This window comes from Variovorax paradoxus EPS, assembly GCF_000184745.1.
Lineage (GTDB): Bacteria > Pseudomonadota > Gammaproteobacteria > Burkholderiales > Burkholderiaceae_C > Variovorax > Variovorax paradoxus_C.
This window is the reverse complement of sequence record NC_014931.1, coordinates 5,114,421-5,138,517: the sequence shown is the minus strand read 5'-3', so window position 1 is coordinate 5,138,517 and position 24,097 is coordinate 5,114,421. Positions and strand designations below refer to the sequence as shown.

Sequence of the window (24,097 nt, the reverse complement as noted above, 5' to 3'; positions counted from 1 at the left end):
GTGATACGTCGGCAATGCTCTTGTCGAGGAACACCGTGGAACCGGCTTTGCCGGGCCACTGGTGTTGCCCCCGGTAGGGGGTAGGAGAAGCGACACGAAGTGCGCGGAGCCTGGGGGCGAGCCTTATTGCTGCGCTCATGCCATCGATCCCATCAGGTAGACAAAGGTGAAGACGCCGATCCACACGACGTCCAGGAAGTGCCAGAACATCGACAGGCACATCAGGCGGCGGCGGTTCGCGGCGGTGAAGCCGTGCTTGGGCAGCTGGATCATCAGCACGATGAGCCAGATGATGCCGAAGCTCACGTGCAGGCCGTGGGTGCCGACCAGTGCGAAGAACGACGACAGGAAAGCGCTGCGCTGCGGGCCCGCGCCTTCGTGCAACAGGTGCGCGAATTCGTAGAGTTCGAGGCCGATGAAGCCCGCGCCCAGGAGGCCCGTGATGGCCAGCCACACGAGCACGCCGCCCATGCGCTTCTTCTGCATCTCGAGCATCGCGAAGCCGTAGGTGATCGACGACAGCAACAGCAGCGAGGTGTTGATCGCCACCAGCGGCAGGTCGAACAAATCAGCGCCCGAGGGGCCGGCCGCGTAGCTGCGGCCCAGCACGCCGTACACCGCGAACAGGCACGCGAAGATGAGGCAGTCGCTCATCAGGTAGAGCCAGAAGCCGAGCAGCGTGCCGTTTTCCGGGTGATGGTCGTTGCCGACGTGGAACAGCTCGAACACGGGCGGCTTGCCCGTCTGGTCGCTGTGGGGGTGCGAAGACCCCGGGTGATGCAGGGCGGTGGTATCAGACATGGGCGGCTCCCGAGACTCCCGAAACGCCCAGGAGGCGCGTGCGTTCGCCCTCGGTGCGAACGACGTCTTCCGCGGGGATGTAGTAGTCGCGCTTGTAGTTGAAGGTATGGATGATCACGGCGGCCAGCATGGCGACGAAGCCGATGCCCGCCACGAGCCACATCTGCCAGATCAACGCGAAGCCGCAGACCGCTGCCAGGGCCGCGATGATGAAGCCGGCGCTGGTGTTCTTGGGCATGTGGATCGGGGTGAAGCCCTCGAGCGGACGCTCGTAGCCGCGGCGCTTCATGTCGGTCCAGGCATCGTTGTCATGGATGCGCGGCGTGAACGCGAAGTTGTAGGCCGGCGGCGGCGAGGAGGTCGACCATTCGAGCGTGCGGCCGTTCCACGGGTCGCCCGTGGTGTCGCGGAGCGAATCGCGGCGGATGTAGCTCACCACCAGCTGGATGATGAAGGAGGCGATGCCCAGCGCGATCAGCACGGCGCCGAAGGCGGCGATCTGGAACCAGATCTGCAGCGACATGTCCTGGAAGTGGCTCATGCGGCGGGTGACGCCCATCAGGCCCAGGATGTACAGCGGCATGAAGGCGAACCAGAAGCCGATGATCCAGAACCAGAACGAGCACTTGCCCCAGAACGGATCGAGCTTGTAGCCGAAGGCCTTCGGGAACCAGTAGGTGATGCCCGCCAGCATGCCGAACAGCACGCCGCCGATGATCACGTTGTGGAAGTGGGCAATGAGGAACAGGCTGTTGTGCAGGACGAAGTCGGCCGGGGGAACGGCCAGCAGCACGCCCGTCATGCCGCCGATCACGAAGGTGATCATGAAGCCGATGGTCCACATCATCGGCAGCTCGTAGCGGATGCGGCCGCGGTACATGGTGAAGAGCCAGTTGAAGATCTTCGCGCCCGTCGGGATCGAGATGATCATCGTCGTGATGCCGAAGAACGAATTCACGCTGGCGCCGGAGCCCATGGTGAAGAAGTGATGCAGCCACACGAGGTACGAGAGGATCGTGATCACGACCGTGGCATACACCATCGAGGCGTAGCCGAAGAGGCGCTTGCCCGAGAAGGTGGAGACCACTTCCGAGAAGATGCCGAAGGCCGGCAGGATCAGGATGTACACCTCGGGGTGGCCCCAGATCCAGATCAGGTTCACGTACATCATGGCGTTGCCGCCCAGGTCGTTCGTGAAGAAGTTGGTGCCGACGTAGCGGTCGAGCGACAGCAGGGCCAGCACAGCGGTCAGCACCGGGAAGGCAGCCACGATCAGCACGTTGGTGCACAGGGCGGTCCAGGTGAAGACGGGCATCTTCATCATGGTCATGCCGGGCGCGCGCATCTTCACGATGGTGGCCAGCAGGTTCACGCCGGATAGCAAGGTACCTACCCCCGCTATCTGCAACGACCATATGTAGTAGTCGACCCCCACGTCGGGGCTGAAGAGAATGCCCGACAGCGGCGGATACGCGAGCCAGCCCGTCTTGGCGAACTCGCCGACGAACAGCGACGCCATCACGAGGCCGGCGCCGAAGGTGGTCATCCAGAAGCTGAAGTTGTTCAGGAACGGGAAGGCCACGTCGCGCGCGCCGATCTGCAGCGGCACCACGAAGTTCATGAGGCCCGTGACCAGCGGCATCGCCACGAAGAAGATCATGATCACGCCGTGGGCGGTGAAGATCTGGTCGTAGTGGTGCGGCGGCAGGAAGCCCGCGTTGTCGCCGAAGGCGAAGGCCTGCTGGGCCCGCATCATGATCGCGTCGGCAAAGCCGCGCAGCAGCATCACCAGCCCGAGGATGATGTACATGATGCCGATCTTCTTGTGGTCGATGCTGGTGATCCAGTCGCGCCACAGCACGCCCCACACCTTGAAGTAGGTGAGCGCGCCCAGGAGGGCCAGGCCGCCCAGCACCACGGCCGCGAAGGTCGCGAGCAGGATGGGCTCGTGGTAGGGAATCGCCTCCCACGTGAGGCGGCCGAAGACGAGCTTCGTCAGGTCAAGGTTCGCAAGCATCGTCATTCTTCGGTGGTGCACATCGCCGTGACGTATTTACGCTTGGGCGAGTTGAGGGTGTCGGGTTGCCAGCTCTGCATGGTGGCGACGTTGAAGGCGCCGGGCTTGCCCAGGCCGCCGTCGGCGTCGATGGCCATCATCTGGCTCATGCACATCTTGTTGCGGTCGACACAGCGGTTGAGGATGGCGTTGTACAGGTCGGCGTCGACGCTGGCGTAGTGACGCACGGGCTCGCGCTCGCTGGGCACTTCGAGCTTCGTGTAGCCCTCGCGGGTGAGCTCGCCTTCCTTGCCGGCCTTGACCTTGGCAACCCACTGGTCGAAGTCGTCCTTGTTCAGGCCGTGGAACTTGAAGCGCATGCCCGAGAAGCCCGCGCCGCTGTAGTTGGCCGAGAAGCCTTCGAATTCGCCCGGCTTGTTGATCACCGCGTGCAGCTTGGTTTCCATGCCCGGCATGGCGTAGATCTGGCCGGCCAGCGCGGGGATGAAGAAGGAGTTCATCACCGAGGAGGCGGTGATCTTGAAGCTGATCGGCACGTCCACCGGCGCGGCCAGTTCATTGACCGTGGCGATGCCCTGCTCGGGGTAGATGAAGAGCCACTTCCAGTCGAGCGCCACCACTTCGACCACCAGCGGCTTGGTCTCGGGCGAGATCTGGCGCTTGGCGTCCAGGCGCGTGAGCGGGCGGTAGGGGTCGAGCGTGTGTGTGCTGATCCAGGTGATCGCGCCCAGCGCGATGATGATCAGGAGCGGCGCGGCCCAGATCGCCAGTTCGAGCTGGGTGGAGTGGTCCCAGTCGGGGCTGTAGGTGGCCTCCTTGTTCGACTGGCGATAGCGCCAGGCGAAGAAGATGGTCAGCGCGATCACCGGGATGATGATGATCAGCATCAGCACCGTGGACACGACGATGAGTCGGCCCTGCTGGTTGGCGATGTCCCCGGAGGGGTTCATGAGCACCGTGTTGCAGCCCGCCAGCAATGCGAGGGGGAGCAAGACGAGCCATCGGCGAAGGGAGTGGAGGGTGGGCATGCCGAAGAGAAAGAAAGAAGTGCGTGGGCTGCGCTAAGACTCCACAATCTACGACCAAAGGGACTTGGCGCCTATTGGACGTTTTGTCCTATGGCGGGAAACTGCTTTCGGTGAGACGCTCGGGGCATTCCTGTTAATGGCCTACCTTTGTCACTGTCGGTGACACCCGAATTACAAAACGCAATGACGACGACGTCCAGCATCAGTCCGCAAGGCGCACAGCCTGTGCCGAACACGTCCGGAAACGGCGCCGGCCCGAGCCAGAGTGGCGGCGCCGATCACTCGCACATCGCTCCGGGCGAAATCGCCGTCGGCGTGGTCATCGGCCGCGCTTCCGAGTATTTCGACTTCTTCGTCTACGGCATCGCCTCGGTGCTGGTCTTTCCGTACGTATTCTTCCCGTTCGAGCAGCGCCTGGAGGGAATCCTCTACGCGTTCGTGGTCTTCTCGTTCGCATTCATCGCCCGGCCGTTCGGAACTGTCATTTCGATGGCGATCCAGCGACGATTCGGGCGCGAGACCAAGCTGACCATCGCGCTGTTCCTCCTGGGCACGTCCACGGCCGGCATCGCCTTCCTGCCGGGCTACGAAAGCCTCGGGTTCACCGCGATCGTGCTGCTGTCGGTGTTCCGCTTCTGCCAGGGCCTCGCGCTCGGCGGCTCGTGGGACGGTCTGCCTTCGCTGCTGGCGCTGAACGCGCCGCCGAACCGCCGCGGCTGGTACGCCATGCTGGGCCAGCTGGGCGCGCCCATCGGCTTCTTCATTGCCAGCGCGCTGTTCGCGTACCTCTACGCAAGCCTCTCGATCAAGGAATTCCTCGACTGGGGCTGGCGCTACACCTTCTACGTGGCCTTCGCGATCAACGTCGTGGCGCTCTTCGCGCGCCTGCGTCTCGTGGCGACCGAAGAATATTCGCGCCTGCTCGAAGAGCGCGAACTGCAGCCCACCAGCGTGGTCGAGCTGACCCGCTCGCAGGGCGCCAACCTGCTGATCGGCGCGTTCGCCGCGCTGGCCAGCTATGCGCTGTTCCACCTCATCACCGTGTTCCCGCTGTCCTGGATCACGCTGTACTCGGACCAGTCGATCACCGAGTTCCTGATCGTGCAGATGATCGGCGCGGTGTTCTGCGCCGGCGGCATCGTGGCCTCGGGCCTGATCGCCGACCGCGTGGGACGCCGTTTCACCTTGGGCGGCCTGGCCGCGCTGATCGCGGTGTTCAGTGGCTTTGCCCCCACGCTGCTCGACGGCGGCCGCATCGGGCAGGACGTCTTCATCCTGCTGGGCTTCGTGCTGCTGGGCCTTTCGTATGGCCAGGCCGCGGGCGCGGTGACTTCGAATTTCGAACCCAAGTACCGCTACACCGGCGCGGCCCTCACGGCCGACCTGGCCTGGCTGATCGGCGCTGCGTTCGCACCGCTGGTGGCGCTGGGGCTGTCGGCGAACTTCGGTCTGGCGTATGTCAGCGTCTACCTGCTCTCCGGCGCGGCCGGCACGCTGGCGGCGCTGGGCCTGAACCGGGCACTCGTGCGCGACTGAGCGGCGAGCGCCGCGTCTCGACGAAGGGGCCTCACGGCCCCTTTTTCTTTTCCGACGCCGAGGCACGCTGGCTTAGGATTCGCCCATGTTCTCCGCCGCCATCTTCGACATGGACGGGCTCCTCATCGACTCGGAGCGGCCCGTCATGGCCGCCTGGATCGAAGCGGCCCGCACGCTCGACATCGAGCTTTCTCACACGCAGTACCTGCAGGTCGTGGGCCTTGCCACCGTGGAGTCCGAGGTGATCCTCGGTTCGCTGCTCGGCGGACCGGAGGCCTACCGCCATGCCATCGCGCATGTCCGCAAGCTGCTGCAGCTCGAGCGCTCCGACGGCACGCCGCTCTTTCCCATCAAGCCCGGTGCGGCCGAGTTTCTTGCCGCATTGCGCCAGCGCGGCACGCGCTGCGCGGTGGCTTCGTCTTCGACAAGCGTCCAGATCCAAGCCTGCCTCGGCAGCCTCGACGTGCTCCATCACTTCGAGGCCTTCGCGGGCGGCGACGAGGTGGTGCGCGCCAAGCCTGATCCGGCGCTCTACCTGCTCGCAGCTTCGCGCCTGGGCGTGGACCCGGCGCAATGCATCGCTTTCGAAGACAGCGAGAACGGCGCCAAGGCCGCGCTGGCGGCGGGGCTCCGCGTCGTGATCGTTCCGGACCTCAAGCATCCGCCGGCATCGATCGTCGAACAGGCGTTCCACGTGCTGGCGTCGCTGAACGACGCCACGGCGCACCTGCCGCGCTGGTTTCCCGGCGAGCTGGTGCGGCCGTGATCCGAGACGAGACCGCTTCGAATCCGGTTCACGCCACCGGCGGCAGTCCTGCGAGCAGCTTGTCGAGCGTGATCGGGTACTCGCGCACCCGCACGCCCGTCGCGTTGTAGACCGCGTTGGCCACCGCGGCCGCGACGCCGCACATGCCCAGTTCGCCGACGCCCTTTGCCTTCATCGGCGAAGAAATCGGGTCGGTCTCGTCCAGGAAGATCACGTCCTGATGAGGAATGTCGGCATGCACCGGCACCTCGTAGCCGGCCAGGTCGTGGTTGACGAAGAAGCCATGCCGCTTGTCCAGCGCCAGCTCTTCCATCAGCGCGCCGCCGACACCCATCGTCATCGCACCGATCACCTGGCTGCGCGCGGACTTGGGATTCAGGATGCGCCCGGCGGCGCACACCGCCAGCATGCGCCGCACGCGGATCTCGCCGGTGGCGGCATCGACGCCGACCTCGACGAAATGCGCGCCGAAGGTGGACTGCTGGTACTTCTTGTCGAGGTCGCCGTACTCGATGCCGTCTTCTGCCGCGAGGCCCTCCGCACCCGCCGCTTCGGCAAGCGGCACCGAACGCCCGCCGGCGCGCACCATGCCGTCCGAGAACTGGGCTTCGGCCGCGGCCATGCCCAGCTTCGCCGCTACTGCCTCGCGCAGCTTCATGCAGGCCGCAAAAACGCCCGAGGTCGAGTTGTTGGCGCCCCATTGCCCGCCCGAGCCGGCCGAGACCGGATAGGCCGAATCGCCCAGGCGCACCGACACCTTGTCGAGCGACACGCCCATCGTTTCGGCGGCGGTCTGCGCAATGATGGTGTACGACCCGGTGCCGATGTCGGTCATGTCGGTCTCCACCGTGACCATGCCGCGGTTGTCCAGCCGCACGCGCGCGGCCGATTTCGTCAGCAGGTTGTTGCGGAACGCGGCGGCGACGCCCAAACCCACGAGCCAGCGTCCGTCGCGCTGCTGCGCGGGCGTTGCGCTGCGCTTGTTCCAGCCGAAGCGCTCGGCGCCCATGCGGAGGCACTCGTTGAGCCTGCGTTGGGAGAACGGGCGTTCGGGCTTCTCGGGATCGACCTGCGTGTCGTTGAGCACGCGGAACTCGACCGGATCGAGCTTGAGCTTCTCCGCCATCTCGTCCATGGCGATCTCCAGCGCCATCAGTCCCGGGGCCTCGCCGGGTGCGCGCATCGCATTGCCTTCGGGCAGGTCGAGCACGGCGAGCCGGGTGGTCGTCAGGCGGTTGGGGCCGGCGTAGAGCAGCCGCGTCTGGTTGACCGCCGTCTCGGCCTGGCCGCCGGGCAGATCGCCCGACCAGCCTTCGTGCGCGATGGCCGTGATCTTTCCGTCCGGTGTGGCACCGATGCGGATGCGCTGGATGGTCGCCGGCCGGTGCGTGGTGTTGTTCATCATCAGCGGCCGCTGAAGCGCCACTTTCACCGGCCGCTTGGCGGCGCGGGCACCGAGCGCGGCGAGCACCGCGTCCGCCCGCACGAACAGCTTGCCGCCGAAGCCGCCGCCCACAAAGGGCGAGACCAGGCGCACCTTGTCCTTCGGAATGCCGAGCGTCTTGGCGACGTCGCCGACGCCCCAGGCGATCATCTGGTTGGAGGTCCAGATCGTCAGCCTGTCGCCCTGCCACTGCGCGATGGAGGCATGCGGCTCCATCATGGCGTGCGACTCGTCGGGCGTCGTGTAGGTGGCGTCGAGCTGGACCGGCGCCGCGGCGAACGCGCCCGGGAAGTCGCCCGTCTTGGTTTGCGGCTCGCCCGAAAACGGATTGGGCTTGGGCATCTGCGCCGCATCCTTTTCGGCGGCGAGATCGAAGCGCCCGGAGCCGCGTTCGTACGTGATGCGCACCAGCTGCGCCGCGGCGCGCGCCTGCTCGAAGGTGTTCGCCACGACGACGGCCACCGCCTGGTGGTAGTGGTCGATCTCGGGGCCGCCCAGCAGCTTGGCGGTATTGAAGTCGCCCTTGGCCAGCTTGCCGGCATTGCGCGCGGTCACGACGGCCAGCACGCCGGGTGCGGCCTGCGCGGCGCCCAGATCCATCGACGCGATGCGGCCCTTGGCGATGCCTGCGCCCACGACGTACCCGTAGGCCGCACGCGGCACTTCGGCGTTGCGTTCGTAGGCGTAGCGGGCGGTGCCGGTCGTCTTGACCGGGCCGTCGATGCGGTCGGTCGGTTTTCCGATGACCTTCAACTGGTCGATGGGATTGGTCGTGGCGGGTGTGTCGAATTTCATGCTCAGCTCCTCGCCTGCACCAGGGCGGCGGCCAATGCGCGCTCGGCCAACGGCAACTTGAATGCGTTCTCGTGGGTCGGCTGCGCATCGGCCAGCAGCCGGGCCGTCACCGCTTTGGCGCCCTGCGGCATCGCGGCTTCCGCGGCCTCGATTCGCCACGGCTTGTGCGCGACGCCGCCGAGCGCCACCCGGCCCGATCCGTCGCGCTGCACGATGGCAGCAACCGAAACCAGCGCGAAGGCGTAGGAGGCGCGGTCGCGCACCTTGCGGTAGATGTGCGTGCCACCGATGGGCTTGGGCAGCGTCACGCCGGTGATGAGTTCATCTCGCGCCAGCGTCGTCTCGATGTGCGGCGTGTCGCCGGGCAGGCGATGGAAATCGGCGATCGGGATCACGCGGGCGCGTCCGTCGGGGCGGATGGTTTCCACGGATGCGTCCAGCACGCGCATGGCCACGGCCATGTCGCTCGGGTTCGTCGCGATGCACGCCTTGCTGCCGCCGACGATCGCAAGCTGGCGCGTCACGCCGCCGATGGCGCTGCAGCCGCTGCCGGGCCGGCGCTTGTTGCAGGGCTGGTCGGTGTCGTAGAAGTAGGGGCAGCGCGTGCGCTGCAGCAGGTTGCCCGCGGTCGTCGCCTTGTTGCGCAACTGGCCCGACGCACCGGCCAGGAGCGCGCGGGACAGCACGCCGTAGTCGCGCCGCACGCGCTCGTCGGCCGCCAGGTCGGTGTTGCGCACCATGGCGCCGATGCGAAGGCCGCCTTCGGGTGTGGGCTCGATCCTGTCCAGCGCCAGGCGATTCACGTCGACCAGGTGCACCGGGGCTTCGATCTGCAGCTTCATCAGGTCGAGCAGGTTGGTGCCGCCTGCGATGAACTTGGCGCCGGGGTTGGCGGCGACTGCCGCCGCGGCTTCTGTCGCGGACTGCGCGCGCTCGTAGGTAAAAGGTTTCATGCCCTGCTCCCGGCCACTTCGGTGATGGCTTCGACGATGTTGGAGTAGGCGCCGCAGCGGCAGATGTTGCCGCTCATGCGCTCGCGAAGTTCCTCCGCCGAGAGGATGGGTTTTGCCGTGAGATCGGCGCTCACATGGCTCGGAATGCCGCGCTTGACCTCGTCGATCACTCCCACCGCCGAGCAGATCTGGCCCGGCGTGCAGTAGCCGCACTGGTAGCCGTCATGCTTGACGAAGGCGGCTTGCAGCGGGTGCATGTTCTGCGGCGTGCCCAGGCCCTCGATGGTGGTGACCCGCGCGCCGTCGTGCATGACGGCGAGCGTCAGGCACGAGTTGATGCGCCTTCCGTCCACGATCACCGTGCAGGCGCCGCATTGGCCGTGGTCGCAGCCTTTCTTCGTACCGCTCAGGTGCAGGTGTTCGCGCAGTGCGTCGAGCAGCGTGGTGCGGGTGTCGAGTTCGAGCGCGTGCGCTGTTCCGTTGACGTTCAGCGACAGCTTCGCCTGGGGTATCGGCCCGGCGCCTGTCGCAGCCGCGGCCGGCGCCGCAGTGGCGGGCGCGGGCGACGACACCGCCGCGGCGGTGGCGGTCGCGGCGCTGACGATGAGGGCGTTGCGCCGCGAGATCAAAGTCAATGGGATCGTGGGACTGTCCATGTCGGCTCCTGTTGTTCGGGGTTCGGGTGTGCGTCGGCAATCACTGCTGATATCGCGAGCCTGCTGCGATGGCAATAGGAGACCGGCTGTTATTTCCGGTCGATTTCCCGACATCGTGGAGCCCCGCTGAACGCGGGGTTTGACTGGCCATTTTTCTGGAGCGGCGCGCCGACCGATAGCGCATTTCGCTCCGTTTCTTGCCTAATCCGATGAACTCGCAGCCGCTTGCAGCTCGAGGTCTGCAGTCGTCGTCGCCGTGCTCGCCGCGCCGGCTGCAAGTGCTTCGACGTTGCGGGCACCGCCTCGCAGCACCTCGATGTCTCTTCGCGGTGGTGCGCCGAACAACCGGCTGTATTCGCGGCTGAACTGGGACGGACTTTCGTAGCCGACCTTGAACGCCGCGCTGGCGGCGTCGCAGTGCTCGTTCAGCATCAGCCGTTTCGCTTCGTTCAAGCGCAGCCATTTCTGGTACTGCAGCGGACTCATCGCGGTGAGCTGGCGAAAGTGATGGTGAAACGTGGGCGCGCTCATCTGCACGCGCGCCGCGAGTTCATCGACACGAAGCGGCGAGGTGTAGTTCAGCTTCAGCCAGTCGATGGCCCGGGCGATCCGGTGGCCCTGACCGTCCACCGAGGCGATCTGCCGCAGCTTGTCGGCCTGGTCGCTCATCAGCAGGCGGTAGTGAATTTCCCGGTGGATCAGCGGTGCGAGCACAGGAATGGCGTCGGGTTCTTCCAGCAGCTCCAGCAGGCGCCCGATGGGCGCGAGCAGGGCGGCCGTGGCCGTGCCGATGCCCACACCCACGCCCGAACTGCCGCGGCGGTCGCGATGCGGCGGCAGGCCGCCCTGGGCCGCCAGTTCGGCCAGCGTGCGCACGTCGAGTTTCAGCACCAGGCCGAGGCAGGGCCGCGCCGCGCTGGCCGCCTTCACTTCCGAATTGGCGGGCATGTCCAGCGAGGTGACGAGGAACTGCGAGGTGTCGTAAGGGTAGGCCGCGCCGCCCACCCACAACTGCTTGGCGCCTTGGGCAACGAGGACGATGCTCGGCTCGACCATGCAGACGACGGGCGGTGCGGGCGCATCGCGCCGAAAGAAGCTCAGGCCGGCGATCGGTGTGGCGTAGTCGCCCACGCCCGGCGTGCGCGCACCGATGGCGTGCGCCATCGCTTCGTGCGGCGATCTGCCTGGAGCGACCGTGTCGTGGGGTCTGGGTGTCATGTCGGAGGTGCCTCGCGCGAAAGCACTCTACTCGCCAGGCCCGGCGCGAATCGCGAAAGGGGCTCGTGCTCAGAGGAACAGGCAAGAAATCCAGCGATCTGCGCAAGCTCGCAGCTTCGCTTCGCGAGCCCGGCTCAGAGCACTTCGTCGCGCAGCTGCGGGAATACCTTCGACACCTTCGCGAGCAGGTAGTCGCCGTAGCGGCCGCTGAAGGCGTGCACGTTGGCGCGGTCCCAGCGCTCGGCGCTGTCGTCGAGCGCCTCGGCGCCCGCGAGGCCCTCGATGCGCTGCACGCGCGCCTCGAAGTTCGGATCGAAGAACAGTGGAAACGACAGCCGGTCGCGCCCCGAGGTGTTGCGCTTCACGCGGTGCGGTGTCGACTTGTAGAGCCCGCCGGTCATGCGGTCGAGCATGTCGCCGATGTTGCAGACGAAGGAGCCCGCAATCGGCGGCGCATCGATCCAGCCGCCCGGCGTGTGCACCGCGAGGCCGCCGACGCTGTCCTGGTGAAGGATGGTGAGCAGGCCGTAGTCGGTGTGCTCGCCGACACCCCATTGCACGTCGAGCCCATCGGGCACGGGCTGCGAGGGGTAGTTGAAGAGGCGGAACAGGATCAGCGGATCGGCGGTGTAGCGCTCGGCGAAATACGCGGCCGAAAGGCCGAGGCTCAGCGCGATGCCTTCCATCAGCCGATGACCGAGCTGCGTCACCGCGGCCATGTAGTCGAGGATGGTCTCGCGGAACCCCGGCACGTCGGGGAAGAGGTTCGGCCCGTGCACCGGCGTCTTCGCCAGCACCAGCGGATGCGTGGCGGGCAGCTCGGTGCCGAGGTACAGGCCTTCCTTCCAGTCGGGCCGGCCCGAAGTCAGTTCGCCGCCGAGCGGGAAGAAGCCGCGCCACGCGCGCCCGCCGAGGGCCATGCGCCACTGCATCTTGGTTTCTTCGGGCAGGTCGAAGAACTGGTGGCTCAGGTCTTCGAGCCGCTGCACCAGTGCCGCATCGACGCCATGGCCAGTGACGTAGAAGAAGCCGTGCGCGCGGCAGGCGGCGCCGATCTGCGCCGCCACGTCGCTGCGTTCGGGCGCGCCGGCCACGAGCGGCGCGACGTCGATCACGGGCAGCGAAAGAAAAGGGGCGGTGGTGGTCATGGTCGAAGAGAGCATGTCACGCGTCGCGCGCGAACGGCGAGCGGATGTCCGAAAGAAACTGCTGCGCACGCGGATGCTGCGGCCGGTTGAAGAAGTCGTCGGGCGTCGCGCGCTCGAGCACCTTGCCTTCGTCCATGAAGATCACGCGGTCGGCCACTTCGCGCGCGAAGCCCATCTCGTGCGTCACGCAGACCATGGTCATGCCGTCGCGCGTGAGGTCGCGCATCACCAGCAGCACCTCGCCGACCATCTCGGGATCGAGCGCGCTGGTGGGTTCGTCGAACAGCATCAGCGGCGGCTGCATGGCGAGCGCGCGCGCAATCGCCACGCGCTGCTGCTGGCCGCCCGAGAGTTCGCTCGGCCACGCATTGGCCTTGTTCGCGAGGCCCACGCGTTGCAGCAGCGCCATTGCGCGCTCCTCCGCGTCCTTGCGGGAAAGGCCGCGCAACTGCATCGGCGCCATCGTGCAGTTCTGCAGAACGGTGAGGTGCGGGAACAGGTTGAACTGCTGGAACACGAAGCCGATGCGCGAGCGGAACGCATTCACATCGGTGCCGGGTGCGTGGATGTCCTGGCCCTCGAAAAGAATGCGGCCCGACTGGATCGGCTCCAGCCGGTTGAAGGTGCGGATCAGCGTCGACTTGCCCGAGCCTGAAGGCCCGCACACCACGACGACCTCGCCCTTGTGGATGGTCTCGTTGATGTCGACCAGGGCCTGGTAGCTGCCGTACCACTTGTTGACGTTCTGCAGTTCGATCATGCGGACACCTTGGGGGCCGAGGCCGAAGAGGTAATGCTGGACATGCCTCGGCGCGCGAGCCGCCGCTCCAGCCAGTAGGCGAAGCGCGACAGGCCGAAGCAAAGAATGAAATACGTGCCGCCCAATATCAGGTAGATCTGCGCCGGCTTGGTGAACACCTGCGTGTTGATCTGTGTCGCGATGAACGACACCTCGGCCAGGCCAATGATGTAGCCGAGCGAGGTCTCCTTGATGGTCGAGACGAACTGGTTCACGAGCGAAGGCAGCATGCTGCGCAACGCCTGCGGCAGGACCACCAGGCGCATCGCGCGGAAGTAGCTCAAGCCGAGTGCGCGGGCGGTTTCCATCTGCCCGCGCGGCAGGCCCTGGATGCCGGCGCGCACGATCTCGGCGAGGTAGGCGGCATCGAAGATCACGAGTGCGATCAGCATCGTGGTGAACTGGTCGGTCTTCACGCCCGTCAAGCTGGGTAGGAAGAAGTAGGCCCAGAAGATCACCATGAGCAGTGGCAGGCCCCGCACCACGAACACGAAGCCCGTCACCGGCCAGCGCAGCCACCGCCACGGGCTCACGCGCGCGAGGCCCAGCACGATGCCCAGCGGCAGCGCGAGCACGAGGCCGCACGAGGCCAGCAGCAACGTGAGCACCAGCCCGCCGAGCGGGCCGTTCGGGTACTGCCCGATGAGGAAGTAGACCCAGTAGTCGTTGATGATCTGAAGCATCAGCAATGGCCCCCACGCTCGGCACTGCGTGTCCTCGCTGCCCCCCGAGGGGGCCGCTCGCGCCTTGGGGCGGCCCGGCGCCGCTCGAACGCGTTCATATTGTTCGCACCGGGAAGCGGTGGTGGTACCAGGTCGCAAGGCCCGTGATGGCTAAGGACACCGTCAGGTACGCCGCGCTCGCGAACGCGAACGACTCGAAGCTGCGGAAGGTCGCGCTCTCCACCTGCCCGGCCTGGTACATCAGCTCGGCCACGCCGATCACGGTGGCGATGGAGGTGTTCTTCCAGAGGCTCAGCGTCTGCGAGATGAGCGGCGGCACCGTGATGCGCAGCGCCTGCGGCAAGACCACGCGGCGCATGGTGTCCAGGAAGCCGAAGCCCAGCGCGCGTCCGGCCTCGAACTGCACGGTCGGGATCGCGCGGATGCCGCTGCGGATGTCTTCCGCCATGAAGGCGGCCGTGTAGAGCGCGAGCGCGACGATGGCGCTGTAGGCCTCGATGTGGCCTGCGTAGAGCCACTGCTTGATGCCATCGGGCAGCAGCTCGGGCGCGCCGAAATACCAGAAGAGCATGTGCGCGAGCAGCGGGATGTTGCGGATCGACTCCACGTACGCGAAGCCCAGCCAGCGCAGCGGCGCGATCGGCGAGAGGCGAAGCAGCGCCACCACCAGCGCGATCGGCAGCGCCAGCATGAGCGAGGCCGCGAGCAACTGCAGTGAGAGCACGAGGCCCGCGACGAGCATGTCGTGGTACTTGCCGGTCAGCAGCAACGAGTAGTCGAACAGGGGCATGGGGGGCGACAGTATCACCGTCGCGAGGGAGTTTGCCTGGCTCCCTTCCCCGCTGGGGGAGGGGTGGGGTGGGGGCACGACGGCGATCGATGCGCCGCGGCGTGTTCAGAGGCCGCAGGCCCCCATCCCGGCCTTCCCCCGGGAGGGGAAGGAGAAAGTCCGAAGGCGGCTCAGTCGATCTTGTCGCTGTCGAACTTGAAGTCGCGCGTCTCGAAGCCCGATGCCGTCGTCGGGCCGTACCACTTCACGAAGATCTTCTGCGCCTCGCCCGACTTCTCGAGTTCGCGCAGCGTGTCGTCCACCACCGCCTTCAGGCCGCTCTCGCCCTTCTTGATGCCGATGGCCAGCGCCTCGGTGCTCAGGTTCTGCTTGAGCACCACGTACTGCGCCTTGGCCGGGCCGAGCTTGGCGTAGCTGCGCAGCAGCGCGGCTTCGTCGTCCACGTAGCCGACGCCCTTGCCTTGCTGCAGCGCCTGGAAGGCCTGCTGGCTCGTGTCGAAGGTCACGACCTCGGCGGTGGGCACGGCCTTGCGGATGTTGGGCTCCTGCGTGCCGCCGCGGATGGTCAGCACCTTCTTGCCGCCCAGTTGCGGGATGTCGGCGATGCCGCTGTCCTTCTTCACGATGGCCTTCTGGCCGGTCACGAAGGTGGTGAGCGAAAAGTCGATCTGCGCCTCGCGCTCCTTGTTGTGCGTGAGGCCCGCGGCCACCAGGTCCACGTGGCCCTGTTGCAGCTCGGGAATGCGCGCGGCCACGGCGATCTGCTTCAACACCGGCTTCACGCCGATCTTCTTGGCGATGGCGTTCACCAGGTCGACTTCGTAGCCGACGATCTGGCGCGTCTTCGGGTCGACGAAGGTGGCGGGCTCGTCGGTGCCGAGCACGCCGACCACGAGTTCGCCCTTCTTCTTGATGTCGGCGAGCTGGTCCGCGTGGGCGACGGTGCCCAGCAGGAAGGTGGAGGCGGCGAGGGCCGCGGCGAGCAAGGTGTGGCGCATGGTTGTTCTCTCTCCGGTTGGAAATTCAGGGCCGAACCATATCAATAAAACCGCAGATTATTAAATCGTCAATCGACATATGCATATGGCTCGCATGGGATGCCTTTGCGACCGGCTGGGTTAAATTCGCGGGCTTCCCCGGCATCACATCCAGCGAGGTCTTCATGATCATCAAACCGCGCGTGCGCGGCTTCATCTGCGTCACGACCCACCCCACGGGCTGCGAAGCCAATGTGAGGCAGCAGATCGATTACGTGCTGGCCCAGGGCCGCATCGCCGGCGGGCCGAAGAAGGTGCTCGTGATCGGCGCATCGACCGGTTACGGGCTCGCCGCGCGCATCACCGCGGCCTTCGGCAGCGGCGCCGACACGCTGGGCGTGTTCTTCGAGCGGCCCGGCAGCGAGACGAAGCCCGCTTCGCCCGGCTGGTACAACACCGCGGCCTTCCATCGCGCGGCGGCCGAAGAAGGCCTCTACGCGAAGAGCATCAACGGCGACGGCTTCTCCGACGACGTGAAGCAGAAGACCATCGACGCGATCCGCGCCGACATGGGCCAGGTAGACCTCGTCGTCTACAGCCTCGCCGCGCCGCGGCGCACGCATCCGAAGACCGGCCAGGTCTTCAACTCGACGCTCAAGCCCATCGGCAAGGCTGTGACCCTGCGGGGCCTGGACACCGACAACGAAGTCGTCAAGGAAACCGTGCTGGAGCCGGCCACGCAGGAAGAAATCGACAACACCGTCGCCGTGATGGGCGGCGAGGACTGGCAGATGTGGATCGACGCGCTGCAGTCCGCCGGAGTGCTGGCCGAAGGCGCGAAGACCACCGCCTTCACCTACCTCGGCGAGCAGATCACGCACGACATCTACTGGAACGGCTCCATCGGCGCCGCCAAGAAAGACCTCGACCACAAGGTGCTCGGCATCCGCGCCGGCCTGGCCGCGAAGGGCGGCGATGCGCGCGTGTCGGTGCTGAAGGCCGTCGTCACGCAGGCGAGTTCGGCCATTCCGATGATGCCGCTGTACCTGTCGCTGCTCTTCAAGGTGATGAAGGAGAAGGGCACGCACGAGGGCTGCATCGAGCAGGTGCAGGGCCTCTTCGCCGAGAGCCTCTACGGCAGCACACCGCACCTGGACGCCGAAGGGCGCCTGCGCGCGGACTACAAGGAACTGGCGCCCGACGTGCAGGCGCGCGTGGTCGAACTCTGGCCGCAGGTGACGAGCGAGAACATCCACGAACTCACCGACTTCGCGGGCTACAAGACCGAGTTCCTGCGCCTCTTCGGCTTCGCGGTCGAAGGCGTGGACTACGAGGCCGACGTGAACCCCGATGTGGGCATTCCGAACCTCGTCCAAGCCTAGAAACGCTCAGAGGGATACTCCCGCCCATGCAGATTCAAGAAAAGCCGCCCGCCGGCACGCCCTTCGAGTGGATCGGCGGCGAGCCGAAAGTGGAGGCGCTGGTCGAGCGCTTCTACGACCTGATGGACCTCGAGCCCGCGTACGCGCAACTGCGCGCGGTGCACGGTACGAACCTGGACAACGCACGCCAGCGCCTCTTCTGGTTCCTGTGCGGCTGGCTCGGCGGCCCGCAGCACTACACGGACCGCTTCGGCCATCCGATGCTGCGCGCGCGGCACCTGCCCCAGAGCATCGGCGGTCACAGCATCGGCATCAAGGAGCGCGACCAGTGGCTCGCCTGCATGGACCAGGCGATGGGCGAGACGGGCGTGCCCGATGACTTGCGCGCAAGGCTGCGCACCTCGTTCTTCCAGACCGCCGACTGGATGCGCAACCGCGGCGAGTAGCTGCGAATTGCGGCGAACAAAACAGACACCGATTCCGAAAGACTTTCCCTCATGAATTCCATCGTCATCATCGGCGGCGGCCACGCCGCGGCCCAGCTTTGCGCTGGCCTTGCCGAAGCCGGGCAGGGCGCGCGCGTGCACCTGGTCTGCGAAGAAGCCTGCGAGCCGTACCACCGGCCGCCGCTGTCGAAGGCCTTCCTCAAGAGCGCCGAAGAAACCACGCAGCCGCACAAGGCCGCCGACTGGTATCGCGAGGCGGGCATCACGCTGCACCTGGGCGATGCGGCCGTGGCCATCGACCGCGAGGCGCATACCGTCACGCTGCGCTCGGGCGCGGTGCTGCCGTGGGAACGCCTGGTGCTCGCCACCGGCACGCGCGCACGCCAGATGCCCGACCTGAAGCCGGGGCTCGAAAACGTCGCGAGCCTGCGCGCCGCCGACGAGGCGCATCGCCTCCGCGAACGGCTCGCGGGTGCACGGCACGTCACGGTGCTCGGCGGCGGCTTCATCGGCCTCGAAGTGGCGGCCACTGCCAAGGCGCTCGGCAAGAGCGTGCAGGTGATCGAAAGCGCGCCGCGCCTGCTGGGCCGCGCCGTGTCACCCGAGCTGTCGGCGCACGTGCTGGCGACGCATCGCGCAACGGGCATCGACATCGTGCTAGGCGCGCAGACCGGCGCGTTCGAGGTCGAGGGCGACCGCCTGGTATCGATACAGGTCAACGGCGCGAAGCAGCCGGTCGACCTGCTGCTGCTCGGCATCGGCGCCGTGCCCGAGACCGCACTCGCGCAAGCCGCGGGCATCGAGTGCGCCGACGGCATCGTGGTCGATGACCACATGCAGACCAGCGCGGCCGATGTGCTCGCCGTGGGCGACTGCACGCGCTTTCCCGATCGCCGCGCGGGCCGCGCGCTGCGGCTCGAATCCGTGCAGAACGCGAACGACCAGGCGCGCACCGCAGTTGCCACGCTGACTGGCGCGCCGCGACCGCACGATGCCGTCGCGTGGTTCTGGTCCGACCAGGGCAGCATGCGTTTGCAGATGGTGGGGCTGATGCCGGCCGAAGGCACGCCGGGTCTCGTCAGCGTGCGCCGACCGGGCCCCAAGCCCGAGGCGTTCTCGCTGTTCCATTACGTCGATGGGCAGCTCGTGTGCGTCGAGTCGGTCAACGCGCCGGTCGATCACATGATGAGCCGCAAGCTGATCGAAGCGGGGCGCAGCCCAGATCCGGTGGCGATTGCGGATGCGGCGGTGCCGCTGAAGAATCACCTGGCATAGCGCATGGCTCCCTCCCCTGTCGGCGGAGGGTTGGGGTGGGGGCACGACGGCTTCAATTCCTGCACAGCGCTCGTTGGGCGCTTGCCCCCATCCCAGCCTTCCCCCGGAAGGGGAAGGTGCAAGTCAGCGCCGCACCGGCGCCAACAACACCACGAGAGCGCCCGCGCCACCTTCGGCCGGCTTCGCCTGCACGAAGGCAATCACCTCGTTCTTCTGGATCAGCCAGCGCTGCGTCTTGGTCTTGAGCACCGGCTGCTTGCCGGGCGAGCCGAGGCCTTTGCCGTGCACCACGCGCACGCAGCGCAGCCCCTGCTTGTGCGAGGTGCGAATGAAACCGCCCAGCGCCTCGCGCGCCTCGTCGCTGCGCAGGCCGTGCAGGTCGACCTGCGCCTGAATCGACCAGTCGCCCTTGCGCAGCCGCGCCGTCACGTCGGTGCCGATGCCGGGACGGCGGAAGCTCATGGCGTCGTCCACGTCCAGCAGCGTGGTCACGTCGAACTCGTCGGAGAGCGATTCGCGCAGCACGCGCTGCTCGTCGAGCTGGTGCTGCACCGGGATCGGCGCGGGCGGCTCGGGCGCGAGCGGCACGGAGGCCTTGCGGCGCAGCGGTTCGGTGGCGCCGATGGCGCGCGCGAACAGGTCTTTCTCGGCCGCGCGCTTGCGTTCTGCAGCGGCCTTGGCCGCCGCTTCGGCCGCTTCGCGCTCGCGCGTTTCGGCCAGCGCACGCTGCACCTGCTTGAGGTCGGCGAGGTTCTTCAGCGTTTTCGGCGCGGAGGAGTGGGAGGGAGGGGGGGGACGCGAGGCCATCAGAGCACTCCTTTTTCGGCCATCGAGAAGCTCTGTCCCGGGCTCACGATGACATGGTCGATCACGCGCACATCCACCAGCGAGAGCGCGGCCCTGAGCGTTTGCGTGAGCGATTCGTCGGCGCGCGAAGGCTCGATGCTGCCGCTCGGGTGGTTGTGCGCCAGCACCACGGCCGCGGCCTGGTGGTGCAGCGCACGCATGACGATTTCTCGCGGATAGACGCTCGCCTGCGTGAGCGTTCCGCGAAACAGTTCTTCCAGCACGATCAGCCGGTGCTGCGCGTCGAGGAACAGCACCGCGAACACCTCGTGCGGCCGTGAGCCGATGTGCAATTGCACGTACTGCTTGACCGCGTCGGGCGAGTCGAACACCGTGCGCTCCTTGAGTTGCTCGGCCATGGCGCGGCGGGCCAGTTCGAGCACCGCGATCAGCTCGGCGCGCTTGGCATCGCCGCCCATGCCCTTGACGAGCTTCAGTTCCTCGGGACCGGTGTGCAAGAGACCCGAGAGGCCGCCGAAGCGTTCGAGCAGTTCCTGCGCCATCTGCAGCACGTTCTTGCCCGCGACGCCGGTGCGCAGCAGCAGCGCCAGAAGCTCGGCGTCGGCCAGCGCAGTGACGCCCCGTGCGATGAGCTTTTCGCGCGGGCGAGCGTCGACAGGGAGATCCTTGAAAGCCATCGAAACCTTGGGAAACCTTGAATGGAACGGGTGGAAGGCCCCCGTCCTTAAAATGCAGTCCAGTTTATCGGGACACCTCCCTTGTCTTTGCCCACCTCCGCTTCCTCCATGTCCCACGTCGTGACTTCCGGCTCGTTCCTCACCCTGCACTACCGGCTGGCCGGCCCGGCGGGCGACATCATCAACACCTTCGCCGACAAGCCCGCGACCCTGTCGCTCGGCACCGGCGAACTTTCGCCTGCGATGGAGCAGCGCCTGATGGGCCTCGAAGAGGGCACGCACGCGACCTTCGAACTGCCCGCTGGCGAGGCTTTTGGCGATCGCAATCCCGAGATGCAGCAGTGGGTCGCGAAGAAGCTGCTCGCGCAGATGGGCGACCCCGACGAGAAATACGCAGTCGGCGATGTGGTGCAGTTCCCCACGCCCGATGGCAGCGGCAGCTATGCCGGCGCGGTGATCGAATCTAGCGAGACCGCGGTGCGCTTCGACTTCAATCACCCATTGGCTGGCCAACCCGTGACGTTCGAAGTGAAGCTGATCGGAGTGCTATGAATCCCAATATCGAGGAAGTCCTCCTCGCCGAGCCGCGCGGCTTCTGCGCGGGCGTGGACCGCGCCATCGAGATCGTCGAGCGCGCCATCGCCAAGTTCGGCGCGCCGATCTATGTGCGCCACGAGATCGTGCACAACACCTACGTGGTGAACGAGCTCAAGGCCAAGGGCGCGATCTTCATCGAGGAGCTGTCCGACGTGCCGCCCGGCGCCACGCTGGTGTTCAGCGCGCACGGCGTGAGCAAGGCGGTGGAGCAGGAGGCGCGCGACCGCGGCTTCGAGATCTTCGACGCCACCTGCCCGCTGGTGACCAAGGTGCACGTCGAGGTGGCCAAGCTCGCGAAAGAGGGCTACGAATTCATCATGATCGGCCACAAGGGACACCCCGAGGTCGAGGGCACGATGGGGCAGCTCTCCAGTGGCATCCATCTCGTGGAAGACGTGGCCGATGTCGCGAAGGTCTCGCCGGGGCAGACCGACAAGCTCGCGGTCGTCACGCAGACCACGCTCAGCGTGGACGACGCCGCCGAGATCGCCGCCGCGGTGCGCGCGCGCTTTCCCAACGTGCGCGAGCCCAAGCAGCAGGACATCTGCTACGCCACCCAGAACCGCCAGGACGCGGTGAAGATCATGAGCCCGCAGGTCGACCTCGTGATCGTGGTCGGCAGCCCCACCAGCTCCAACAGCAACCGGCTGCGCGAACTCGCGCAACGCCTGGGCACCGAGAGCTACATGGTCGATTCGGCCGACGAGCTCAAGCCCGAATGGTTCGAGGGCAAGAGCCGCGTCGGCATCACGGCCGGCGCTTCGGCCCCCGAGGTGCTGGTGCGCGAGGTGATCGATCGCGTGCGGGCCTTCGGCGCGGTGTCGGTCCGCAAGATGGACGGCATCGAGGAGACCATCAAGTTTCCGCTCCCCAAGGGCCTCAAGCTCGACGACATTCCGCCTCCGGGACATATCTCTTGAACAAGCAAACGACAAACTGGCGCTCTGAAATAGAAAGCGCCTCCCGCAGGCTGCGCGAAGGCGCCGCCGGCTTCCTGCGCGAGACGCCGCTCTGGAAGCTGCCCGCATCGGCCTTCGGCATCGAGGTCCCCGGCGTGGAGGTCTGGCTCAAGCTCGAACACATGCAGGTCAGCGGCAGCTTCAAGGCCCGCGGCATGATGAACCGGCTGCTCGCCAACGACATTCCCGAGAGCGGCGTGGTTGTGGCCTCGGGCGGCAATGCCGGCATCGCCACCGCAGCCGCCGCCAAGGCGCTGGGCGTGCGCTGCCAGGTGTTCCTGCCCGGCGTGTCGCCCGAAGCCAAGCGCGCGCGCCTGCGTGCGCTGGGTGCCGAAGTGGTCGTGGTCGGCGAGCTTTATCCCGATGCGCTGGCCGCCTGCCTCACGCGGCAGAAGGAAACCGGCGCCTTGCTGACCCATGCCTATGACCAGCCCGAAGTCGTGGCCGGTGCCGGCACGCTGGGCCACGAGATCGAAGCGCAGGGCGGCCTGCCCGATTCGGTGCTCGTGAGCGTGGGCGGTGGCGGCCTCATCGGTGGTCTCGCCGGCTGGTTCGAGCAGCGCGCTCGTGTGGTGGCGCTAGAACCCGAGAAGGCGCCGACGCTCTTTCGCGCGCGTGAAGCCGGCGAGCCGGTCGATGTCGAGGTCGGTGGCATCGCGGCAGACTCGCTCGGCGCACGCCGCATCGGTGCGATCTCGTGGGAGATCACGCAGCAGCAGGTGCAGGACGCGCTGCTGCTGTCCGATGAATCCATCCGCGCGGCCCAGCAGTGGCTGTGGAAGGAAATGAAGTTCGCCGTGGAGCCGGCCGCCGCGCTGCCGCTCGCTGCGCTGCAGACCGGCGCCTACGTGCCGCGCGAGGGCGAGAAGGTGTGCCTGATCGTCTGCGGGGCGAACGTGGATCCGGCCACCGTCGCCTGAGGCCGCGCATGGGGTGGGGGCGGCGCGACACCGCGCCCCACCTAAAATCGGCGGATGCTCGACATCACCCTGCTCCGAAAAGACCTGGCCTCCGCTGTGGCCGGCCTCGAAAAACGCAAGAAGAACCAGCCCTACCTCGATGTGTCGGCGTTCACCGCGCTCGAAGCCGAGCGCAAGACCGTCCAGACCCGCACTGAGGAAATCCAGGCGCGCCGCAACGCCCTGAACAAGCAGATCGGCCCGCTCAAGGCCAAGGGCGAATCGACCGATGCGCTGATGGCCGAAGTCAACGCACTCAAGGCCGAGCAGGAATCGCAGTCCAAGCGCCTCGACGAGATCCAGCCCGAACTGCAGGCCTTGCTGCTCGCGGTGCCCAACCTGCCGCACGCCAGCGTGCCGGTCGGCGAGGACGAGACCGGCAACGTCGAAGTGCGCCGCTGGAGTCCGCAAGGCGGTGCCGGCGCCAATGCCACGCCGCTGGGCTTCGCCGCGAAGGATCACGTGGACCTCGGCGCACCGCTGGGCCTCGACTTCGAGATGGGCGCCAAGCTCGCCGGCTCGCGCTTCACCGTCATGAAGGGGCCGATCGCCCGCCTGCACCGCGCGCTCGCGCAGTTCATGCTCGACACCCAGACCGAGAAGCACGGCTATGCCGAGTGCTACGTGCCCTACATCGTCAACGCCGCCACGTTGAGCGGCACCGGCCAGTTGCCCAAGTTCGAAGGCGACCTCTTCGCCGCGAAGAAGGGCGGCCAGGACGGCGAGCCCGCGCCCGACCATTCGGCGCTGTACCTGATCCCGACCAGCGAAGTGCCGCTGACCAACTTCGTGCGCGACGAGGTGGTGGCCGAGTCGCAATTGCCGATCAAGCTCACGGCGCACACGCCGTGCTTCCGTTCGGAAGCCGGCAGCGCGGGGCGCGACACGCGCGGCATGATCCGCCAGCACCAATTCGACAAGGTCGAGATGGTGCAGATCGTTCATCCCGAAAAGAGCTACGACGCGCTGGAGCAGATGACCGGCCATGCCGAGGCCGTGCTGCAGGCGCTCGAACTGCCGTACCGCGTGGTGCTGCTGTGCACCGGCGACATGGGCTTCGGCGCGACCAAGACCTACGACCTGGAGGTCTGGCTGCCGGCGCAGGACACCTACCGCGAGATCAGCTCGGTCTCGAACTGCGAAGCCTTCCAGGCGCGTCGCCTGCAAGCTCGCTTCAAGAACGCACAAGGCAAGAACGAACTCGTGCACACGCTGAACGGCTCTGGCCTGGCGGTGGGACGCGCGCTGGTGGCGGTGCTTGAAAACCACCAGAACGAGGATGGTTCGATCAACGTGCCCGTCGCGCTGCGGCCATACCTCGGCGGACTGGAACTGTTGCGCGGTTGAGTGCGAGGGCTTCAAAAGCCCAGTTTTTATCCGCTAT

The 24,097-nt window shown here is 66.8% G+C and carries 23 protein-coding genes; 9 read left to right on the top strand and 14 right to left on the bottom strand.

Features of this window, described 5'->3' with window-relative positions:
• Positions 1–135: 135 nt before the first annotated feature.
• Genes cyoC through cyoA form a run of 3 tightly spaced genes read right to left on the bottom strand, consistent with a single transcriptional unit; the run spans position 136 to position 3,846 of the window.
• A complete protein-coding gene (cyoC, locus tag VARPA_RS23500; RefSeq protein WP_013543085.1) occupies positions 136–801 on the bottom strand; it encodes a cytochrome o ubiquinol oxidase subunit III in 666 nt (221 codons plus the stop codon).
• Entirely contained in the window at positions 794–2,824 is a 2,031-nt protein-coding gene (gene cyoB / locus VARPA_RS23495) for a cytochrome o ubiquinol oxidase subunit I (RefSeq protein ID WP_013543084.1), read from the bottom strand. Before cyoB ends, cyoC begins: the two co-directional genes overlap by 8 nt.
• Entirely contained in the window at positions 2,821–3,846 is a 1,026-nt protein-coding gene (cyoA, locus tag VARPA_RS23490) for a ubiquinol oxidase subunit II (protein ID WP_013543083.1), read from the bottom strand. Before cyoA ends, cyoB begins: the two co-directional genes overlap by 4 nt.
• Positions 3,847–4,029: 183 nt before the next feature.
• Between cyoA and VARPA_RS23485 the strand changes: the two genes are divergently transcribed.
• Both VARPA_RS23485 and VARPA_RS23480 read left to right on the top strand, forming a co-directional pair.
• Entirely contained in the window at positions 4,030–5,382 is a 1,353-nt protein-coding gene (locus VARPA_RS23485; RefSeq protein ID WP_013543082.1) for an MFS transporter, read from the top strand.
• 85 nt (positions 5,383–5,467) lie between these two features.
• Positions 5,468–6,148 carry an HAD family hydrolase gene (locus VARPA_RS23480; RefSeq protein WP_013543081.1) on the top strand — a complete coding sequence of 227 codons (681 nt, stop codon included), beginning with the start codon at positions 5,468–5,470 and terminating at the stop codon, positions 6,146–6,148.
• 28 nt (positions 6,149–6,176) lie between these two features.
• Here the strand turns inward: VARPA_RS23480 and paoC are convergent, their stop codons facing one another.
• The 9 genes from paoC to VARPA_RS23435 all read right to left on the bottom strand — a co-directional run bounded on the left by paoC (position 6,177) and on the right by VARPA_RS23435 (position 15,632).
• Positions 6,177–8,387 (bottom strand): aldehyde oxidoreductase molybdenum-binding subunit PaoC, encoded by a 2,211-nt coding sequence (paoC, locus tag VARPA_RS23475; RefSeq protein WP_013543080.1) that lies wholly within the window; start codon positions 8,385–8,387, stop codon positions 6,177–6,179.
• A gap of 2 nt (positions 8,388–8,389) precedes the next feature.
• Positions 8,390–9,340 carry an FAD binding domain-containing protein gene (locus VARPA_RS23470; RefSeq protein WP_013543079.1) on the bottom strand — a complete coding sequence of 317 codons (951 nt, stop codon included), beginning with the start codon at positions 9,338–9,340 and terminating at the stop codon, positions 8,390–8,392.
• Entirely contained in the window at positions 9,337–9,996 is a 660-nt protein-coding gene (gene paoA / locus VARPA_RS23465; protein WP_013543078.1) for an aldehyde dehydrogenase iron-sulfur subunit PaoA, read from the bottom strand. The genes VARPA_RS23470 and paoA overlap by 4 nt, the downstream gene beginning before the upstream one ends.
• A gap of 201 nt (positions 9,997–10,197) precedes the next feature.
• On the bottom strand, positions 10,198–11,214 hold the full coding sequence (locus tag VARPA_RS23460) for an AraC family transcriptional regulator (protein ID WP_013543077.1): 1,017 nt from the start codon (positions 11,212–11,214) through the stop codon (positions 10,198–10,200).
• A 134-nt stretch (positions 11,215–11,348) separates the two neighbouring features.
• On the bottom strand, positions 11,349–12,362 hold the full coding sequence (locus VARPA_RS23455; RefSeq protein WP_041943951.1) for an isopenicillin N synthase family dioxygenase: 1,014 nt from the start codon (positions 12,360–12,362) through the stop codon (positions 11,349–11,351).
• Between the two features lie 16 nt (positions 12,363–12,378).
• Positions 12,379–13,122, bottom strand: a complete 744-nt coding sequence (locus tag VARPA_RS23450) for an amino acid ABC transporter ATP-binding protein (protein WP_013543075.1) — start codon at positions 13,120–13,122, stop codon at positions 12,379–12,381.
• Positions 13,119–13,844: an amino acid ABC transporter permease gene (locus VARPA_RS23445; RefSeq protein ID WP_013543074.1), complete on the bottom strand. Its 726-nt coding sequence runs from the start codon at positions 13,842–13,844 to the stop codon at positions 13,119–13,121. The genes VARPA_RS23450 and VARPA_RS23445 overlap by 4 nt, the downstream gene beginning before the upstream one ends.
• Before the next feature lie 94 nt (positions 13,845–13,938).
• Positions 13,939–14,634 carry an amino acid ABC transporter permease gene (locus tag VARPA_RS23440; RefSeq protein ID WP_013543073.1) on the bottom strand — a complete coding sequence of 232 codons (696 nt, stop codon included), beginning with the start codon at positions 14,632–14,634 and terminating at the stop codon, positions 13,939–13,941.
• Positions 14,635–14,804: 170 nt separating this feature from the next.
• A complete protein-coding gene (locus VARPA_RS23435) occupies positions 14,805–15,632 on the bottom strand; it encodes an ABC transporter substrate-binding protein (RefSeq protein ID WP_013543072.1) in 828 nt (275 codons plus the stop codon).
• Positions 15,633–15,796: 164 nt separating this feature from the next.
• Between VARPA_RS23435 and fabV the strand changes: the two genes are divergently transcribed.
• Genes fabV through VARPA_RS23420 form a run of 3 tightly spaced genes read left to right on the top strand, consistent with a single transcriptional unit; the run spans position 15,797 to position 18,714 of the window.
• Positions 15,797–16,993: an enoyl-ACP reductase FabV gene (fabV, locus tag VARPA_RS23430; RefSeq protein WP_013543071.1), complete on the top strand. Its 1,197-nt coding sequence runs from the start codon at positions 15,797–15,799 to the stop codon at positions 16,991–16,993.
• Positions 16,994–17,019: 26 nt separating this feature from the next.
• The gene (locus tag VARPA_RS23425) at positions 17,020–17,439 is read left to right on the top strand and encodes a group II truncated hemoglobin (protein ID WP_013543070.1); all 420 of its coding nucleotides are present in this window, start codon (positions 17,020–17,022) and stop codon (positions 17,437–17,439) included.
• A gap of 51 nt (positions 17,440–17,490) precedes the next feature.
• Complete coding sequence (locus tag VARPA_RS23420; RefSeq protein WP_013543069.1) at positions 17,491–18,714, top strand: NAD(P)/FAD-dependent oxidoreductase; 1,224 nt, start codon at positions 17,491–17,493, stop codon at positions 18,712–18,714.
• Positions 18,715–18,837: 123 nt separating this feature from the next.
• Here VARPA_RS23420 and VARPA_RS23415 read toward each other — a convergent pair whose 3' ends face one another.
• Both VARPA_RS23415 and radC read right to left on the bottom strand, forming a co-directional pair.
• Positions 18,838–19,521, bottom strand: coding sequence for a Smr/MutS family protein (locus VARPA_RS23415; protein ID WP_013543068.1), 684 nt, complete (start codon positions 19,519–19,521; stop codon positions 18,838–18,840).
• Positions 19,521–20,198 (bottom strand): RadC family protein, encoded by a 678-nt coding sequence (radC, locus tag VARPA_RS23410; RefSeq protein ID WP_013543067.1) that lies wholly within the window; start codon positions 20,196–20,198, stop codon positions 19,521–19,523. The genes VARPA_RS23415 and radC overlap by 1 nt, the downstream gene beginning before the upstream one ends.
• 108 nt (positions 20,199–20,306) lie before the next feature.
• Between radC and VARPA_RS23405 the strand changes: the two genes are divergently transcribed.
• From VARPA_RS23405 to serS, 4 genes are read left to right on the top strand one after another with little or no spacing between them, the layout of a single operon-like run.
• Positions 20,307–20,750: an FKBP-type peptidyl-prolyl cis-trans isomerase gene (locus tag VARPA_RS23405; RefSeq protein ID WP_013543066.1), complete on the top strand. Its 444-nt coding sequence runs from the start codon at positions 20,307–20,309 to the stop codon at positions 20,748–20,750.
• Positions 20,747–21,715, top strand: a complete 969-nt coding sequence (ispH, locus tag VARPA_RS23400; RefSeq protein WP_013543065.1) for a 4-hydroxy-3-methylbut-2-enyl diphosphate reductase — start codon at positions 20,747–20,749, stop codon at positions 21,713–21,715. The genes VARPA_RS23405 and ispH overlap by 4 nt, the downstream gene beginning before the upstream one ends.
• A complete protein-coding gene (locus VARPA_RS23395) occupies positions 21,712–22,674 on the top strand; it encodes a threonine/serine dehydratase (RefSeq protein ID WP_013543064.1) in 963 nt (320 codons plus the stop codon). The genes ispH and VARPA_RS23395 overlap by 4 nt, the downstream gene beginning before the upstream one ends.
• Positions 22,675–22,728: 54 nt before the next feature.
• Positions 22,729–24,060 carry a serine--tRNA ligase gene (gene serS / locus VARPA_RS23390; RefSeq protein WP_013543063.1) on the top strand — a complete coding sequence of 444 codons (1,332 nt, stop codon included), beginning with the start codon at positions 22,729–22,731 and terminating at the stop codon, positions 24,058–24,060.
• Positions 24,061–24,097: the final 37 nt, after the last annotated feature.